This window comes from Variovorax sp., from assembly GCF_035634955.1.
GTDB lineage: Bacteria > Pseudomonadota > Gammaproteobacteria > Burkholderiales > Burkholderiaceae_C > Variovorax.
Genome location: NZ_DASQBZ010000016.1, coordinates 128,919 through 146,559, shown reverse-complemented (window position 1 = coordinate 146,559; position 17,641 = coordinate 128,919). Strand labels below are relative to the sequence as shown.

Sequence of the window (17,641 nt, the reverse complement as noted above, 5' to 3'; positions counted from 1 at the left end):
CATTTGCACTAGGGCCTGCCGGCCAGGCCGATGGCGGCGCCTTCTTATACTGCGCCCGACATGGAATACTGGTTCGACTCCCTTCTGGCGCTGCTGGCGCTGCCGAGGTTCGGACTCAGTTCGCTATTCCTCGTTGCCTTTGTTTCAGCAACCTTGCTTCCGCTGGGATCCGAACCCGCGCTGTTCGGCCTGGTGACGCTCAACCCCGATTTGCTGTGGCCCGGCATCCTCGTGGCGACCGCCGGCAACACGCTCGGCGGCGCGCTCGACTGGTGGATGGGCTACGGCGCGCACAAGGTGGCGGACAAGTACGCCCATTCCAGCCACCACCTGCGCGTGCTCGCGTGGCTGGAGCGGCTCGGCCCGAAGGCCTGCCTGCTGGCGTGGCTGCCGGTGCTGGGCGATCCGCTGTGCGCGGTGGCCGGCTGGCTGCGGCTGTCGTTCTGGCCCTGCGTCATCTACATGGCCATCGGAAAGTTCGCGCGCTACGTGACGATGACCTACGCGCTGCTGCACGTCTGGCCCAGGTAGCCGGACGCTCGCCTACCCCCAGGCGCGGGCCACGATCCTGCCGAACGGCACGGTCGGGTTGAGCGTGCCGAAGGCATGGCCCCAGTCGCCGCCCAGGCGCGAGGCGCAGAACGCATCACTCACGTCCGAAGGACTGTGGCGCAGCAGCAGCGAGGCCTGCAGCGACAGCGCGAGCTTCTCCACGATGCGCCGCGCCATCGGCTCCATCTGCGTGCGATCGGCGGTGGCACTGCGCAGCCAGTCGACGGCACGGTCCAGGTGGGCGTTCTGGCCACGCGCGAGGTCGAGTTCGGCGAATACGGGCTCGAGCACCTCGGGGTCGTGGTCGATGGCGCGCAGCACGTCCAGGCAGATCACGTTGCCGCTGCCCTCCCAGATGCTCTGCACCGGCGCCTCGCGGTAGAAGCGCGGCATGTACGAGTCCTCGATGTAGCCATAGCCGCCGTGGCATTCCAGCGCCTCGAAGGTGCTGGGACTGGCCCGCTTGGCGAGCCAGTACTTGGTGATGGCCGTGACCACGCGCGAGAAGCGCTTCTCGGCGGCGTCGCCCGCGGCGCCGCGATCCACGCTGCCGGCCAGGCGCATGAACAGCTGGGTGGCGGCTTCGGATTCGAGGGCCAGGTCGGCCAGCACGTTGCTCATCAGCGGCTTGTCGACCAGCTTGGCGCCGAAGGCCGAGCGCTGCTGCGCGTGGTGCAGCGCACGGAACAGGGTCTGGCGGATGATGCCGGTGGAGATCGACGCGCAACCCAGGCGCGTGAGGTTGACCATCTCGATGATGGTGCGGATGCCGCGGCCCTCCTCGCCCACCAGCCAGGCCAGCGTGCCGTTGTATTCGATCTCGCTCGACGGATTGGACCGGTTGCCCAGCTTGTCCTTGAGCCGCATGATCGAGAAACGATTGCGCGTGCCGTCGGGCAGCCAGAACGGCACCAGGAAGCAGGAGATGCGGCCCGGCTGGTCGGCCACCTGCGCCACGGTGAGGAAGCAGTCCGACATCGGCGCCGAATAGAACCACTTGTGGCCGGTGATGGCGTACACGCCGGCCTCGGCGGTCGGCTGCGCGATGGTGGTGTTGGCGCGCAGATCGGAGCCACCCTGCTTCTCGGTCATGGCCATGCCGATGAGCGCGGCGCCCTTCTGTGCCGACGGTTGGTAGCGCGGCTCGTAGCCGGTGGAGGTGAGCAGCGGCTCCCAGTGCGCGCTGAGCGCGGGGTTGTTGCGCAGCACAGGCACGCCGGCGTAGGTCATGTGCAGCGGGCAAAGGCTGCCGCTTTCCACCTGCGCCATCAGCATGCTCATGCCGGCGCGCGCCACGTGCGCGCCGGTGCGCGGCTCGCGCCAGGGCAGCGAATGCACTTCGTGGCGGCGGGCCAGGCGCATCAGTTCATGCCACGACGAATGCAGGTGGATCTCGTTGATGCGGTGGCCGAAGTTGTCATGCGTCTGCAGCTCTGGCACGTGGCGGTTGGCCAGGTAGCCATGGCGCAGCATGTCCGGATCGCCCAGTTCCTGCGCGAAGTCCTGCAGCCGCGGCGCGGCCCACCCGGCCTGTTCGCGCGCCAGCGCCTCGCGCAGCACCGTGTCCCGCTCGAAGAAGTTGTAGCCGCCATAGGCGGCGGGCTGGTTGAACACCTCGTGCGTCGCGCCGGCACGGGCTTGCGGTGCCGTCTCCTGCAAGTGGGATGTGGACATGCTCGAACCTCGTTGTCTCTGGTTGGGGGAAGTCCTGATTAAATCACTTGCTTTACGACGTGTAAATCACTTGACTTAGAGTTTTACGGGTTCCAGAATGGCGACGACGGACGCCGCGCAGCTGCGCGGCAAGGCCGTCACGCAAGGCCACGCACGCTAGGAGACACGCGACATGTCCAGCAACCCTGGTGTTCCAGGCAAGCTTCGGCGCCAGAGCGCCGCACCCGCCCAGCCGGCAGCGCCCGACAGCGCCGACGTGCTGCTCGCAACGGCGCAGCGCCTGTTCGCCGAGAAAGGCATCGATGGGGTGTCCATGCGCGAGATCGCCCGCGAGGCCGGCCAGCGCAACAACTCCGCGCTGCACTATCACTTCGGCTCCAAGGAGGCGCTGATCCAGGCCATCCTGCAAAGCGGCATGCGCGAGGTCAACGAGCTGCGCAACGACTACATCGACCAGCTCTTCAGCGGCGGGCGCCATGGCGATCTGCGGGCCCTGGTCGAAGCCATCGTCTGGCCGCTGGCGTCGAAGATGCTCACCGGCAGCGGCAACACCTACAACCGGTTCCTGGCCGCCGCACAGGTCCACCCCGACACCGACCTGGCCGCCTCGACGCGCGAAGAGGAAGACCGCGGCTTTCGCCGCATCTACGAGTTGCTGCAGCGCGCCTTGCCCGACATGCCCGAGCTGCTGCTGCGCCAGCGCTACCTGGCCGGCGTCAGCTTCGTCATGTTCAGCCTGGCCGACTTCGAGCGCATGGGCCCGCGCCGCAGCAAGGCACAGCGAGGGTTCGACCTGCATCGGGCCATCGAGAACCTCATCGACATGGTCAGCGGCGCGCTGGCCGCCCCGATTTCGCCGCAGGTGCGCACGCGCCTGGCCGCCCATGACATGCCGCCGGCCGAGGCCGCGCAAGCGCCGCCCGGTGTCGAAACGGCCAGGCGGCCGGCCGCGGCGGCGCGACGCAGTCGGCGCTGAATCCGCCGGCCACGAAACCCGGCGACACCGACCCAGTAAACCAAGGAGACAAGACATGAAGACTTTGAAGCTGCTCGCCACCGTCCTGGCATCGCTGGCCCTCGTGCCGATGGCGATGGCGCAGGGCGAATTTCCGAGCCGCCCGATCAAGATCGTGGTGCCCTACACGCCGGGCGGTCCGACGGACTCGGTGGCGCGCGTCGTCGGCAAGGGCTTGTCGGCCGAACTCGGCCAGCCGGTTATCGTCGAGAACAAGCCGGGCGCCTCCGCCACCATCGGCACCGGCTACGTGGTGAACCAGCCTGCCGACGGCTATACCCTTGTGCTCGTTGCAGCGCAACTGGTCACCAACAGCGCCACCGGCATCCAGAGCCCGTACGAGCCCCTGCGCGACCTGACGCCCGTGGTCAACCTGACCTGGATGCCCATCCTGGTGGCCGCCAACCCGAAGGTGCCGGCCAAGGACCTGCCCGGGCTGATCGAATGGATCCGCAACCAGAGCAACCCGGTGCTCTATTCCAGCCCGGGCGCCGGCTCGCTCACCCAACTGTGGGGCGAACTGCTGGCCCAGCACTACAAGCTGCGCCTGGCGCACGTGCCCTACAAGGGTTCCGCCGGCGCGGCGCAAGCGGTCATGGCGGGCGAGGTGCCGCTCATGTTCGACGTGGCCGGCATCACCACCACCATGATCCGCGAAGGCAAGCTCACCGGCATCGTCACGCCGGGCGCAACGCGCGCGCCCGGCCTGCCGAACCTGCCGACGGCGCGCGAGTCCGGCGTGAAGGACCTGGACGCCGCCAGCTTCCTCGGCCTGATGGCGCCGGCCCGCACGCCCAAGCCCGTGCTGGACAAGATCAATGCCGCTGCCAACCGCGTGCTCAAGAGCAAGGAAGTGATCGACGCGGTCGGAGGCCTGGGCCTGAGCCCGGCCGGCGGCAGCGCCGACGAATTCGGCACGCTGCTGGCCGGCGAGATGAAGCGCTGGACCGAGGTGGCCCACACCGCCGGCGTGAAGGCGTCGCAATGAGCATGAACGGCACGCCGGCAACTGCGCAGGACGACCGGCCGCTGGCCGGCGTGAAAGTGGTCGAGTTCGGGCAGTTCATCGCCGGGCCCGGTGCCACGCAGACGCTGGCCGACCTGGGCGCCGACGTGGTGAAGATCGAAAGCGCCCATGGCGACAACGGCCGCCACTTCGGCGTAAGCGAGGCCACCGGATGGCGCAGCGGCCTGTTCCTGGCCTACAACCGCGGCAAGCGCTCGCTGGTGCTGGACCTGCGCCGGCCCGAAGGGCTGGCCGTGGCGCGCCGCCTCGCGCTGTCGGCCGACGTGGTCCTGCAGAACGTGCGCGCCGGCGTCATGGAGGCGATCGGCCTCGACGCGGCGAGCCTGCGCGCGGAAAAGCCCGAGCTGATTCACGTCTCGATATCGGGCTTCGGCACCGACGGGCCGTCGCGCACGCGGCCGGGCCTGGATATCGCGGCGCAGGCCGAGAGCGGCATGATGTCCGTCACCGGCGAGCGCGGCGGCGGCCCGCTCAAGGCCGGCTTCCCGGTGGCGGACGCGAGCACCGCGGTGTGCACCGCCAACGCGATCCTGGCGGCTCTGGTGCGGCGCGCCCGCACCGGCCGGGGCGAGACCATCCAGACCTCGCTGCTGGCCTCGGCCATCGTCATGCAGTCGCAACTGCTGGCCGAATACCAGCTCACCGGCCGGCAGCCGCCGCGCACCGGCAACGCCCAGCAGCTGGTGGCGCCCGCAGCGGACGTCATCGGCGTGCTCGACGGCCACATCGTGCTGTCGGCCTATCTGCAGGACCATTGGCGGCGGCTGTGCCAGGCGATCGACCGGCCCCAGCTCGCAACCGATCCGCGCTTCGTCGACAACAACGCCCGCGTCAAGCACCGTACCGAGTTGATCGGCGCGCTGCAGGAGGCGCTGGGTGGCTACACCGGCGCGCAAGCGCAGGCACTCCTGGAGCGCCACCAGGTGGTGGTGGGCGTGGTGCGCGACTATGCGCAGGTCATGGCCAGCGCCGACGTGCAGGCGCTGGGGCTGTTCCAGCCCGTGGGCGACGGCATGGGCGGCGAGGTGACGTTGCCGGGCTTGCCGTTCCGCTTCTCGGACGCCGCGGGTGCGCCCCGCGCGCCGGCCGTGCCGCCGTTGGGCGCGCACACCGAAGATGTGCTGCGCGAAGCCGGTTACGCCGACGACGAGATCAACAGGCTGCGCGCCGACGGCGTCGTCGGTACGCCGCCGCAGAATCAGGCCCGCGCCTGAAAGGAACAATTGCCAATGTCTGCCGTACTCACCCATCTGCACGAAGGCTGGGCCGAACTGGTCCTGAACCGCCCGGAACGCCGCAACGCCATTGAAGGCACGTTGGCCCAGGCCATGGACGAGGCGCTGGAAGCACTCGAGCGCAATGACGACGTGCGCGCGGTCGTCCTGCGCGGGGCGAACGCCGCGTTCTGCTCCGGCCTCGACCTGAAGGCCTTCGGCGAGCAGCCCGCACCCGAGTGGGTGGCGCGCTTTCCGTCTCTGTGGGATTCCGTGCACACCCGCCTGCTGGGCAGCCGCAAGGCCTGGGTGGTGGCGCTGGAGCGCTTCGCGATCAACGGAGGCGCCGCGCTCGCACTGGCCGGCGACGTGATGGTGTGCGGCCAATCGGCCTTCCTGCAGGTCGGCGAGATCGCCATCGGCATGGCGGCGCCGCGCAACGCCGCCTGGCTCGCGCTGCGGCACTGCGAGGCGGTCGCCGCCCGCCTGTGCCTGATGGGCGAGCGGGTGCCCGCATCCGAACTGCTGCGCCTCGGCCTGGCGACCGAGGTGGTGCCCGACGACGACGTCGTCGCCCGTGCGCAGGCCATCGCCCGCACCATCGGTGGCTATCCGGCCAAGGGCGTGGCCGGCATCAAGTCGGCCATGCGCGCGGCAACGATGCAGATGCCGCCCGCGCAATGGCTGGCCGCCTGCGCCCGGCACGACCCGCTGGCCGCGCCGGCGGCCGCGATCCCGCCCGCAGCGGCGTCCGCCGGCAATCGCGGCTGATCAGCTCGCCGGCGTGGATGGCCCGCCACGCGCCTGTGCCTTGGCATAGGCCGGCCGGGCGTGAATGCGCGCCAGCCAGTCCATCAGGCGTGGCCGGGTTTCGTCCAGTCCACCGCGGGCCCGCGCCGCCTCCACCGGAAAGCTCATCTGGATGTCGGCGGCGCTGAACTCGTCGCCGGCGAACCAGGGGCCTTTCGCCAGTTCGCCTTCCATGAAGTCCAGGTGCGTGCGCAACTGCGGGCCGATGAAGCTGCTGCGGGCCTTGCCGGCAATGCCGCGCGCGATGGGCCGCACGAAGAACGGCATGGGGCCTTTTTCCACCCGGTCGAACACCAGCTTGAGCAGCAGCGGCGGCATGGCCGAGCCCTCGGCATAGTGCATCCAGTAGCGGTAGCGCGTGGCCGCGGGCGTTCCCGGCGCCGGCGCCAGCCGGCCAGCCTGGTCGAAGCCCTCGACCAGCGTCTCGAGGATCGCGCCCGATTCGGCCAGCACCCGGCCGTCGTCGAGCACCACCACCGGGGCCTTGCCCAGCGGGTGAACCGCCTTGAGCTCCGGCGGCGCGAGCATGGTGCGGGGATCGCGCTGGTAGCGCACCAGGTCGTACGGCACCTCGAGTTCCTCGAGCAGCCAGAGCACGCGCTGCGAGCGCGAGTTGTTCAGGTGGTGGACGGTGATCATTCGGGCGGTGCTTTCCGGTTGGCCGGACGCCGAAGGACGTCCGTGGCACAGACCGCTTTGTAGGCGAAGCGGCGCATCGCCGTCCGGCCATGCGACGAAATGCGCGCAGCCGGCGCCAGGCGCATGGTGCGGCCGCCAATGGCGCCGCCACCGATGCCCGGCCGCGCCCGTCGGCCAAGCGCTGCCGCCTGCGGACTCAGACGTTGAACAGGAAGTTCATGACGTCGCCGTCCTTGACGACGTATTCCTTGCCTTCGGAGCGCATCTTGCCCGCGTCCTTGGCGCCCTGCTCGCCATTGCAGGCGATGTAGTCGTCGAAGGCGATGGTCTGGGCGCGGATGAAGCCGCGCTCGAAGTCGCCGTGGATGACCCCGGCGGCCTGCGGCCCGGTGTCGCCGATGCGGATGGTCCAGGCACGCACTTCCTTGACGCCGGCGGTGAAGTAGGTCTGCAGGCCCAGCAGCTTGAAGGCGGCGCGCACCAGGCGGTTCAGGCCCGGCTCGTCCTGGCCGATCTCCGCGAGGAACATTTTCTTGTCCTCGTCGTCCATGTCGGCCATCTCGGCCTCGATCTTGGCGCAGATGGCGACCACCGGCGCGCCCTGCTTGCCGGCGAACTCGACCAGGCGGTCCAGCAGCGGGTTGTTCTCGAAGCCGTCTTCGCTCACGTTGCCCACGAACATCGCCGGCTTGGCGGTGATCAGGCCCAGCGGCTTGAGCAGCGCCAGATCGTCCTTCGACAGCCCCAGCGAGCGCACCGGCCGCGCCTCGTCCAGCGCCGCCTGCACCGGCGCCAGCAGCTTGATCATGGCGGCCGCTTCCTTGTCGTTGCCGCTCTTGGCCGCCTTGGTGTAGCGGGTCACGGCCTTCTCGACCGTGCCCAGGTCGGCCAGGCACAGCTCGGTCTGGATCACCTCGATGTCGGCGATGGGGTCGACCTTGCCGGCCACGTGGATCACGTTCGGGTCCTCGAAGCAGCGCACCACGTTGACGATGGCATCCGTCTCGCGGATGTGCGCCAGGAACTGGTTGCCCAGGCCCTCGCCCTGGCTGGCGCCGGCGACCAGGCCGGCGATGTCGACGAATTCGACGATGGCCGGCACGATCCGCTCGGGCTTGACGATTTCGGCCAGCTGCGCCAGCCGCGGGTCGGGCACCTCGACCACGCCCACGTTGGGCTCGATGGTGCAGAAGGGGTAGTTCTCCGCCGCGATGCCGGCCTTGGTCAGGGCGTTGAAGAGGGTGGACTTGCCGACGTTGGGCAGGCCGACGATGCCGCACTGCAGGCTCATGGCGGTTCTTTCAGGTGTTTCTAGGGGAAGCCCGCGATTTTAGGCGCCCTGCCCCGCCCGGCGCCGACTGCGCCTATTCGAAGCGCAGGTTCGCCCCCACCGCCTGGCCGACGGCCAGGCTGCGCTCGACGCCATCGAGCACGATCGCGTTCATGCCGAAGGTGATGGCGCCGTCGACCCGGGCGTCGGCGCGGTAGGTGCGCAGCATGTCGCCGACTTCGGGACTGCGCGTGGCGGTGGCCGGATCGATGTCGGGAATGGGACAGCGCGTGCATGGCTTGACCGGGCGCAGGCGCACCTCACCGTCCGCGTCCTGCAAGCGCAGCTCGTCCACCCGGTCCTCGTCATGCGCCTCGATGCCCGCCAGCACGATGTTGGGCCGGAAGCGCTCGATGCCCACCGCCGCGTGGCCGGCCGCCGCGAGCCGCTGGTTCAGGCCGTCCAGCGACGCCTGGCTGAGCACCAGCAACGGGTAGCCGTCGGCGAACTCGACCGGCGCCTCGGCGTCGCCGGTCCACTTGCGGCTGGCCAGCCGCTTGTGCTCCGGGTCGAAGCGCACCAGCCGCAGGCGCTGCGGCTTGCCCGGCTCCGACAGGAAGTCGCTGAACCACTGGGCCGCGACGTCGCCCATGTCGTAGGCGGCCACCTCGTCCTTCCACACGCGCACGCGCATCGGCGCCTCGACGCGGTCGAATGCGATGTGCAGCGCCAGCATGCCGGGGGCGCGCAGCACCATCTCGCTGTACTTCATGGTCGGGCGGATCAGCGCCATGCGCGGCAGATCCCGCTGCGTGACGAACTCGCCGGCCTCGTCCACCACCATCCAGGCGCGGTCGAATTCGAGACCGGACTCGATCAGCAGGCTCTCTCGCACCTCGACGCCGGCACACGACTTGATGGGATAGACGAAAAGCCGCGCAATCGTGGCCTGGAGATCGAATTCGGCAGCGTTCACGGGAGTCCTCGAGCAAAGGCTGGAGATTGTCCATGATCGCGCCCGGCGCCTGTGGCCGACTCCCTACAATGGGCCGATGGCTCTTCCCCCCGAGGTCTGCATTCGTGGCGCCGGCATCGTCGGCCACGCACTCGCGCTGCAACTGGCCGGCGCCAGGTTGCGTGTCGCCCTGGTCGCACCGCCGCCCGATCCGCAGGCCCGCGCGCGCGAGGACATTCGCGCCTACGCCCTCAACAGTGCCTCGCGCCAGCTGCTCGAATCGCTGCGCGCCTGGCCGGACAGCGCCCACGTCACCCCCGTGCGCGAGATGCAGGTTCACGGCGACGACGACGGCTGCGTGCGCTTCAGCGCGCCGCAGCAGAAAGTGCCCGCGCTGGCCTGGATCGCCGACGTGCCCGCGCTCGAGCAGCGCCTGGCCGACGCCGTGCGCTTCCAGCCGTTGGTCGACGTGGTGGCAGCCCCGGTGCCGGCGCCCCTGACCGTCGTGTGCGAGGGCCGTGCCAGCGCCACCCGCGAGGCGCTGGGCGTGCGCTACCAGGTCACCCGCTACGCGCAGCAGGCCATTGCCGCGCGCTTCGAGGCCGAGCGGCCGCACGAGGAAGTGGCGCGGCAGTGGTTCAACGACCGCGGCGAGGTGCTGGCGCTGCTGCCGCTGGGCGGCATCGGCGGGCGCGGCGTCGCGCTGGTCTGGTCGGTCGAGCAGATGCGCGCGCCGCAACTGCTGGCCCTCGACGGCCCGGCCTTCGCCGCGGCCGTGCGCGAGGCCTGCGGCGACGCGCTGGGCCAGCTCACCCCAGTGGGCGAACGCGCCGCCTGGCCGCTGCAGCGCGCCGTCGCCGACAACTGGACCGGCCAGATGCCCGGCGAGCCGCAAGACAGCTGGGTGCTCGCCGGCGACGCCGCCCACACCGTGCATCCCCTCGCCGGCCAGGGCCTGAACCTCGGACTGGCCGATGCCCGGGCGCTGGCCGACATCCTGGGCCGGCGCGAGCATTGGCGCAGCGTCGCCGACCAGCGCCTGCTGCGCCGCTACGAACGCGCCCGCCGCGGCGACGTGCTCGCCATGAGCCTGGCCACCGACGGGCTGCAGCAACTCTTCGCGCATGACGCCGACCCCCTGCCGCGCCTGCGCAACTGGGGCATGCGCAGCTTCAACCGCACCCGCCTCCTCAAGGCCTGGGTGGCCCGCCAGGCCATGGGCCTGTCGCCGGGCGCCTCCGATTCCGATCAGCAACGCTTTCCCGCCCCCTGAGAGACAAGTCATGAGAACTCCCCGATTGCTGGCCGCCGCGCTGGCCTGCGTCGCCACCTTCGCCGCCATTGCCGCCAACGCCGGCGAAGCCGAGATCCGCAAGAACCTGGGGGCACGCTTTCCGCAGTTCCAGAAGATCGACGAAGTGCGCAAGACGCCCATCGACAGCCTGTACGAGGTGCGCATCAACGGCTCCGACCTGTACTACACCGACGGCGACGGCAACTACCTGCTGCAAGGCGAGCTGATCGACACCAAGGCCAGGCGCAACCTGACACAGGAGCGCATGGACAAGCTCAACGAAGTGGCCTTCGACAAGCTGCCGCTGCAGGACGCGTTCAAGATGGTGCGCGGCAACGGCGAGCGCAAGCTGGCGGTGTTCGCCGACCCGAACTGCGGCTACTGCAAGCGGTTCGAGCAAGACCTGCAGAAGGTCGACAACCTCACCGTCTACCTGTTCCTGTACCCGGTGCTCGGGCCGGACTCGCAGGCCAAGTCGCGCGACATCTGGTGCAGCAAGGACAAGGACAAGACCTGGAACGACTGGATGCTGTCGCAGGTCAAGCCTGGCGCCGCCGCCTCCGGTTGCGACACCGCCGCGCTGGCGCGCAACGTCGCGTTCGGACGCAAGTACAACATCTCCGGCACGCCCACGCTGATCTTTGCCGACGGTTCGCGCGTGCCCGGGGCGGTGCCGGCCGACCAGGTGGAACAGAAGCTCGCCGCCATCAAGAAGTGATGGCCGCCGGCTCCGCCCCGATCGCCTACCGGGTGGCCTGCGCCGACAGGCACGCCCACCTTTTCGAAGTCACCCTGCGCGTCGCCGAACCCGCCGCGCTGCAGCGGCTGTCGCTGCCGGTGTGGATCCCCGGCAGCTACCTGGTGCGCGAGTTCGCCAAGGACCTGCAGCAGCTGCGCGCCCGGCAGGGACGCCGCGCGCTCGTTCCGGTGCAACTGGACAAAGCCACCTGGCAGGTCGGCTGCACGCCGGGCCAGCCGCTGGAGCTGAGCTGGCAAGTCTGCGCGCACGACAACTCCGTGCGCACCGCCTGGCTCGACGACGCCCGCGGCTTCTTCAACGCCACCAGCCTTTGTCTGCGCGTGGAGGGCCAGACCGACGCGCCGCATCTGCTCGAGATCGTGGCACCTGCGGCGCCTGCCGGCGGGCCGCGCTGGTCGTGCGCCACCGCGCTCACGCCCGTCAAGGTGGATCGGCAGGGCTTCGGCAGCTACAACGCGGACGGCTACGACGAATTGGCCGACAGCCCGGTCGAGATGGGCGCTTTCTGGAGCGGCACCTTCGAGGCTTGCGGGGTGCCGCATCGCTTCGTCGTGGCCGGCGCCGCGCCTACTTTCGACGGCGCGCGCCTGCTGGCCGACGCCCGCGCCATCTGCGAAGCGCAGATGCGGATGTGGCACGGCGAGCGCGTGGGCCGGCGCGGCGGGCCCAAGCCGCCGCACGACCGCTACCTGTTCCTGCTCAACGCCGTCGACGACGGCTATGGCGGGCTGGAGCACCGCCACAGCACCGCGCTGATCTGCGCCCGGCGCGACCTGCCGCGCATCGGCGAGTCGCGCACGCCCGAGGGCTACACCACCCTGCTGGGCCTGATCAGCCACGAGTATTTCCACACCTGGAACGTCAAACGCCTGCGACCGGCCGAGTTCGCGCGCTACGACTACGGCGCGGAGAACTACACGCGCCTGCTGTGGTTCTTCGAAGGCTTCACCAGCTACTACGACGACCTGCTGCTGCGCCGCGCCAACCGCATCGACGACGCCACCTACCTGCGCCTGATCGGCAAGACCATCAACCAGGTGCAGCAGACCCCCGGCCGCCACGTTCAGTCGGTGGCGCAGGCCAGCTTCGACGCGTGGGTCAAGTATTACCGCCAGGACGAGCAGACGCCCAACCTCACGGTCAGCTACTACACCAAGGGCGCGCTGGTGGCCCTGTGCCTCGACCTGACGCTCAGGGCCGAAGGCAAGGGCTCGCTCGACGACGTGATGCGCCACCTGTGGACGCAAAGCGGCAACGGCGGCCCGGTGAGCGAGGACGAGATCGCCGCGGCCCTGCGCGAGGTGGCCGGCCGCTCCTTCGCGCCGGAGTTGGCCAGGTGGGTGCACGGCACCGCCGAGCTGCCGCTCGAGAAGATACTGATCGCGCACGGCGTGGCAGCGCTGGACGAGCCGGCGCAGCGGGCCCAGCAGCTGGGTCTGCGCGTGGCAGAGGCCAACGGCATCGTGCAGGTCAAGGTGGTCCTGCGCGGCGGCGCCGCCGAGAAGGCCGGCCTTGCCGCCAACGACGAATGGCTGGGCATCGAGCTGCCGGCCGGCCGTGGGCAGCCACCGCAGGCCTGGCGCATCACGAAGCTGGATGACCTCGCGCTCTACCTCGGCGCGCAGACGAGGAAAATCACCGCGCTCGTGTCGCGCGACCGCCGGCTTCTGCGCCTGCCGCTGCAACTGCCGGCCAACGCCACCACCTGGCGCCTGGCCGTGCACGACGCCAAGCGGCTGTCGCGCTGGCTCGGCGACGCGCATCCCGCCAAGACCTGAGACCCAACCGAGAGACGCTGAAGATGAGCTACGAAACCATTGAAGTACGCACCGAAGCCGGCAAGGTCGGCATCGTCACGCTCAACCGCCCGAAGGCGCTCAACGCGCTCAACGACAAGCTCATGACCGAGCTGGGCCAGGCGCTGCTGGCCTTCGACGCCGACGAGGCCATCGGCTGCATGATCATCACCGGCAGCGAGAAGGCGTTCGCTGCCGGCGCCGACATCTCGGCCATGGCCAAGTACACCTTCCTGGATGCCTACAAGGGCAACTTCATCAGCCGCAACTGGGAAACCATCCGCCAGGTGCGCAAGCCGGTGATCGCCGCCGTGAGCGGCTTTGCGCTGGGCGGCGGCTGCGAGCTGGCGATGATGTGCGACTTCATCATCGCCGCCGACAACGCCAGGTTCGGCCAGCCCGAGATCAAGATCGGCGTGATTCCCGGCGCCGGCGGCACGCAGCGCCTGCCGCTGGCGGTGGGCAAGAGCAAGGCCATGGACATGGTGCTCACCGGCCGCATGATGGATGCGCAGGAGGCCGAGCGCGCCGGCCTGGTCAGCCGTGTGGTGCCGCTGGACAAGCTCGCCGACGAGGCATTGGGCGCGGCGCTGATGATCGCCGGCTATTCGCAGATCTCGGTCATGGCGGCCAAGGAATCGGTCAACCGCGCTTTCGAAAGCGGCCTGTCGGACGGCATTGCGTTCGAGCGGCGCCTGTTCCACGCGCTGTTCGCGACCGCCGACCAGAAGGAAGGCATGGACGCCTTCCTGAACAAGCGCGCACCCGATTTCAAGAACGCCTGAGGCGCGGCGCTACTTGCGCGGCCGCCGCGGCGGCGGCGCCTTGACCGCCTCGCGCAAGGCCACGTGCAGGGCTTCGAGCACCGCCGGCGGCGGGCTGCTCGTGACAGGCGCGCCAGCCCCCTCGGTCCAGCGCAGCTGGCTGCGTCCGACTTCCAGCACGGCCAACATCTCCCCCTTGCCTTCGAGCACCACGCGCCACTGGGGCAGTTCGCGCAGCGGATCGCTGCCCGGCGCCTGTGCCGCCGCCGTGTCGATCAGCCCACCCAGGTCGCCGACGTCCGCGCGGGGCACCACCCGGACCTGGCCGGACACGTTGGCAATGCGAATGGCCGTATAGCGCGACTGCGACGGGTAGCGCGGGGGTGCGGGCGCGGCGGGCGGGCTTCCGGCAGGCGCTGGCGGGCCTGCTGCCGCCGCGGCTGCGGCTGCGGCTGCGGCGGCCGAATCCTTTACGGTGGCCGCCGCAGCGGCGTTTTCGCTCGCCGCCGTGGCCGGCTGGGACGCGGCCGAAGGCGGCGCGGCGATCGGCGCGGGCACCGCCTCGGGCAAGGCCGCAGCGCGCGGTGGCGCCGCCATCGGCGATTGCGCCTGCGCCAGCCGCTGCATCTGCGAGGGACTGAGCGACTGGGCGTCGGACGTCGACTCGGGTGACGGCATCGGCTGAATAGACGGCCCCGGCTCGCCCGAGGGGCGCAGCGGCGATGGCGATGGCGATGGCGATGGCGATGGCGATGCTGGTGCTGGTGCTGGTGCTGGCGCTGGTGCCGGTGCCGGTGCCGGTGCTTGCGGCGACGGATGGATCGGACGCTCGCGCTCGGCGGCCGCGTCCCGCTCCGTCCTCGACCGGTCGGCATCCGGTGCCGGCTGCGGCGCGGCCGCGGGCGGTGCAGTGGCGGGTCCGGGCGGCTCGCGCGAGTCCGCCGGCGTGAACTCCGTGCGCGGCGCCTGCCGCTTGTCCTGCGGCGGGGCGCCGCGCGCTGGCGGCTCGGCGTCGAGGCGTGCGTCCGGCAGCGGCTCGCGGTTCCAAAGCAGCGTCACCAATACGCCGACGACCACCGTGGCCAGCGCCGCGCTCCACGGCATCCGACCGGCGCCCCTGCGCTTGCCGCCGCCGCCACGCCACCACGTGCCGAGCGCTTGCCAGTTGGTGCGCGTACGGCTGGCGGCCAGCAGCGCCTCCGCGTCCGACACGGCCTCGTGCGCATGGTCGAGCACGGCCTGGCGCACACGCCAGTCGGGCAGCAGGTTACGATCGGGCGCCTGGGCGAGGGCCTGCTTGAGCAGCGGGTCATACAGCTGCGGGTCGGGTCCATCGCCGTGCGGCGTGGCGTTCAGGTTCGGATCCTTCGCGGTCATGCGCCCGGCTCCATGACCTGGAGGTAGCGCGCCATGCAGACGCGCAGCTTCTTCAGGCCGTAGCGCAGCCGGCTGCGCACCGTCTCGAAGTTGACCTGCTGCGCCTGCGCGATCGCCTCCACCGGCAGGCCCTCGTCGTTGTGCAGCAGGAACGCCGCGCGCTGGTCGTCGGGCAGTTCGTCCAGGCAATGCAGCAGGCGCCGGCCGGCAGCGCGCCAGAACGCGACGTCTTCCGCGGGTGGATGGGCGGCATCGTTGCCGCGGCCTGGACGTCGAACTCGGCCAAGGCCGTGCGCAGCGCCGTCGGCGTCGTCGTCCCCGTGGCTTGCGGCATTGGCGACCTCGCGCCCGCTCGTGCGCAGCCGGTCCATTGCCAGGTTGTGGGCAATGGTGAAGGCCCAGGTGCGCCAGCGCGCGCCCTGCGGCACAAAGCTCTCGCGCGCGGCGACGATGCGAAACCAGGTCTCCTGGAACACCTCGTCCGCCTCGGCCGAGAAGCGCGCACCCAGCAGCCGCCGCACGAACCGGTAAAGCGCGCCCTCGTTGCGGCCGTACAGGACGTCGAAGGCGCGGCTGTCGCCGTCCGCGAAGGCGCGCATCAACGCCTCGTCCGGCATGGCTTCATGCAGGGCAGCGATGGCGGCGTCGGGTTCGAGCATCGATGGATTCTCACCTCAGCTGATACGGGCCGGGCCCGCGTTCGGGGTTAGTCCGGTCCCGAAAATATGCCACGCGGCGAACCCCGACGGCCCGAACGGCCCGTATCAGGAGGCATCCACAACCCAAGGAAGGCCTTGCCCATGAGAACCCGTCTTTCCCTGCGCGGCGCGCCGCGCCGCGCTGCCGTGGCGCTGCTGTTCGCCCACTGCTTGTTTGCCGTCTGCGGCGCCGCGGAGCCCATCGCGCCGGCCGGCACACGCCGGCCGGCGCCGTCGCGAGACGCTGCAGCGATGCCATGGCCCGCGCCAGGGCCGCGGCAGACAGCGCCGAACTTCGAGGCGCCATCGGCCGGCAACTGCATGCGCCCGGTGCAGGCGGTCGAAGTTCCGGGATGGGCCCCGGGCCAGTCCGCCGGCACGCCCGGCGATGCCATGCGCGACGCCGCACGCGCCGGCGACGCACCAGCCAGCGAAGCCGCCCTCGCCGCTGCCCCGCTGGTCAAGCGCGCAGCGCCGGCCTTCGCGCCCGAGCCACCACGGCCGGCGCCGCGCCAGCGACAGGAGGCAGAACAGGTCACCGCGGGGATGGTGGACGACAACGCCGACTTCTCGGCCTACCTGCAGTTTCTGCGCAAGCACGTCGAGGTGCCGCACCGCGCCCGCGACGTGCGCGAGCGCTACCTGCTGCAGGTGCGCACCCCCGCCGGGGAGGCCGTGCCTGACGCCGAGGTCGCGGTGCGCGGCGCGGGTGGGGCGGCCATGTGGGCCCGCACCGACAGCGCCGGCCGTGCCTGGCTGCATCCGCGCGCGTTCGATCCACACGGCGATGCCCGCTATCGGCTGGCGGTGCGCAAGGACGGCCGGCAGGCCGAGGGTGTTCTCGAGCTCGGCCAGAAAAGCGCGGTGGAAGTGGTGCTCGACGCCGCGCCGCAGCCGGCGCGTGCGCGGCTGGACCTGCTGTTCCTGGTCGACGCCACCGGCTCCATGGACGACGAGATCGCCAAGCTGCGCGCCAGCCTGGGCAGCATCGCCGGCGAGGTGGCGCGCCTGCCGAGCCGCCCGGACCTTTGCCTGGGCCTGGTGGCCTACCGGGACCGCGGCGACGCCTTCCTGCTGCGCCGGTACGACCTGTCGAACGACCTGGTCGGCTTCCAGGCGGCGCTGGATGCGCTTCGGGCCGATGGCGGCGGCGACTATCCCGAGGCAATGAACGAGGCCTTCCACGAAGCGGTGCACGGCATCGACTGGCGCGGCAGCGGCACGACCCGCCTGGTCGTGCTGTTGGCAGACGCGCCGCCGCACCTGGACTACGGCGGCCCGCAATACGACCAGGACATGCTCGCCGCGCTGGGCAAGGGCATAAAGGTGTTCCCCGTCGGCGCCAGTGGGCTGAACCGGCAGGGCGAATACGTGCAGCGCCAGATCGCCCAATACACCGGCGGCAGGTTCGTGTTCCTGACCTACGAGGATGCTGCCGACCCGGCCAGCGGCCCCGGGCGGGAGACGGTGCACGACGTACGCAACTACTCAATCCAGAGCCTCGACAGGCTGATCGTGCGGCTGGTGAGCGACGAGTTGGAGCAGCTGCCGCGCGGCGGCAAGGGCTGACCTGCGAGGGGCTTGCAACACCGGCCGGGCCATGCGCTATAATCTTGGGCTCGGCTCTTTAGCTCAGTCGGTTAGAGCGATGGAATCATAATCCACAGGTCCGCGGTTCGAGTCCGTGAAGAGCCACCAAAATATGAAAAGCCCCGCAGGTCAGCGACTTGCGGGGCTTTTTCTTTGGCCAGGGTTCCATCTTGGGAGTTCCATCTTGGCCGCGAGGCCCGCTCGCC

At 70.4% G+C, this 17,641-nt stretch carries 16 protein-coding genes and 1 tRNA gene; 11 read left to right on the top strand and 6 right to left on the bottom strand.

All coding sequences use genetic code 11. From position 1 onward, the window contains the following. Positions 1–60: 60 nt before the first annotated feature. Positions 61–531: a YqaA family protein gene (locus tag VES41_RS08225; RefSeq protein WP_324815368.1), complete on the top strand. Its 471-nt coding sequence runs from the start codon at positions 61–63 to the stop codon at positions 529–531. Positions 532–543: 12 nt separating this feature from the next. On the opposite strand, the gene VES41_RS08220 is transcribed toward VES41_RS08225, so the two are convergent. Continuing rightward, positions 544–2,226, bottom strand: coding sequence for an acyl-CoA dehydrogenase family protein (locus tag VES41_RS08220; protein ID WP_324815365.1), 1,683 nt, complete (start codon positions 2,224–2,226; stop codon positions 544–546). 172 nt (positions 2,227–2,398) lie between these two features. On the opposite strand from VES41_RS08220, the gene VES41_RS08215 reads away from it, so the two are divergent. From VES41_RS08215 to VES41_RS08200, 4 genes are read left to right on the top strand one after another with little or no spacing between them, the layout of a single operon-like run. Next, positions 2,399–3,202 (top strand): TetR/AcrR family transcriptional regulator, encoded by an 804-nt coding sequence (locus tag VES41_RS08215; protein ID WP_324815362.1) that lies wholly within the window; start codon positions 2,399–2,401, stop codon positions 3,200–3,202. A gap of 55 nt (positions 3,203–3,257) precedes the next feature. Then, positions 3,258–4,229: a tripartite tricarboxylate transporter substrate binding protein gene (locus VES41_RS08210; RefSeq protein ID WP_324815360.1), complete on the top strand. Its 972-nt coding sequence runs from the start codon at positions 3,258–3,260 to the stop codon at positions 4,227–4,229. 2 nt (positions 4,230–4,231) lie between these two features. Next, positions 4,232–5,482 carry a CaiB/BaiF CoA transferase family protein gene (locus VES41_RS08205; RefSeq protein ID WP_414719076.1) on the top strand — a complete coding sequence of 417 codons (1,251 nt, stop codon included), beginning with the start codon at positions 4,232–4,234 and terminating at the stop codon, positions 5,480–5,482. Between the two features lie 15 nt (positions 5,483–5,497). Further along, positions 5,498–6,253 carry an enoyl-CoA hydratase/isomerase family protein gene (locus tag VES41_RS08200; protein ID WP_324815354.1) on the top strand — a complete coding sequence of 252 codons (756 nt, stop codon included), beginning with the start codon at positions 5,498–5,500 and terminating at the stop codon, positions 6,251–6,253. Here the strand turns inward: VES41_RS08200 and VES41_RS08195 are convergent, their stop codons facing one another. The 3 genes from VES41_RS08195 to VES41_RS08185 form a co-directional block, all read right to left on the bottom strand. Then, the gene (locus VES41_RS08195; RefSeq protein WP_324815351.1) at positions 6,254–6,931 is read right to left on the bottom strand and encodes a glutathione S-transferase; all 678 of its coding nucleotides are present in this window, start codon (positions 6,929–6,931) and stop codon (positions 6,254–6,256) included. Positions 6,932–7,127: 196 nt separating this feature from the next. Next, positions 7,128–8,222 (bottom strand): redox-regulated ATPase YchF, encoded by a 1,095-nt coding sequence (gene ychF, locus VES41_RS08190; RefSeq protein WP_324815349.1) that lies wholly within the window; start codon positions 8,220–8,222, stop codon positions 7,128–7,130. A gap of 73 nt (positions 8,223–8,295) precedes the next feature. Continuing rightward, positions 8,296–9,177, bottom strand: coding sequence for an MOSC domain-containing protein (locus tag VES41_RS08185; protein WP_324815346.1), 882 nt, complete (start codon positions 9,175–9,177; stop codon positions 8,296–8,298). Positions 9,178–9,253: 76 nt separating this feature from the next. Between VES41_RS08185 and VES41_RS08180 the strand changes: the two genes are divergently transcribed. From VES41_RS08180 to VES41_RS08165, 4 genes are read left to right on the top strand one after another with little or no spacing between them, the layout of a single operon-like run. Then, positions 9,254–10,429 (top strand): FAD-dependent monooxygenase, encoded by a 1,176-nt coding sequence (locus VES41_RS08180; protein ID WP_324815343.1) that lies wholly within the window; start codon positions 9,254–9,256, stop codon positions 10,427–10,429. 10 nt (positions 10,430–10,439) lie between these two features. After that, positions 10,440–11,168, top strand: a complete 729-nt coding sequence (locus VES41_RS08175; protein WP_324815341.1) for a DsbC family protein — start codon at positions 10,440–10,442, stop codon at positions 11,166–11,168. Next, positions 11,168–12,988, top strand: coding sequence for a peptidase M61 (locus tag VES41_RS08170; protein ID WP_324815338.1), 1,821 nt, complete (start codon positions 11,168–11,170; stop codon positions 12,986–12,988). The genes VES41_RS08175 and VES41_RS08170 overlap by 1 nt, the downstream gene beginning before the upstream one ends. A 23-nt stretch (positions 12,989–13,011) precedes the next feature. Beyond that, positions 13,012–13,791, top strand: a complete 780-nt coding sequence (locus tag VES41_RS08165; RefSeq protein ID WP_324815335.1) for an enoyl-CoA hydratase — start codon at positions 13,012–13,014, stop codon at positions 13,789–13,791. Positions 13,792–13,800: 9 nt separating this feature from the next. Here the strand turns inward: VES41_RS08165 and VES41_RS08160 are convergent, their stop codons facing one another. Together VES41_RS08160 and VES41_RS08155 are read right to left on the bottom strand one after the other, a co-directional pair. Further along, positions 13,801–15,147 carry a hypothetical protein gene (locus VES41_RS08160; protein WP_324815332.1) on the bottom strand — a complete coding sequence of 449 codons (1,347 nt, stop codon included), beginning with the start codon at positions 15,145–15,147 and terminating at the stop codon, positions 13,801–13,803. After that, entirely contained in the window at positions 15,144–15,806 is a 663-nt protein-coding gene (locus tag VES41_RS08155; RefSeq protein ID WP_324815331.1) for a sigma-70 family RNA polymerase sigma factor, read from the bottom strand. Before VES41_RS08155 ends, VES41_RS08160 begins: the two co-directional genes overlap by 4 nt. A gap of 141 nt (positions 15,807–15,947) precedes the next feature. On the opposite strand from VES41_RS08155, the gene VES41_RS08150 reads away from it, so the two are divergent. Next, complete coding sequence (locus tag VES41_RS08150; protein ID WP_324815329.1) at positions 15,948–17,414, top strand: vWA domain-containing protein; 1,467 nt, start codon at positions 15,948–15,950, stop codon at positions 17,412–17,414. Positions 17,415–17,466: 52 nt separating this feature from the next. Then, positions 17,467–17,543, top strand: a tRNA-Met gene (locus VES41_RS08145). Positions 17,544–17,641 lie beyond the last annotated feature (98 nt).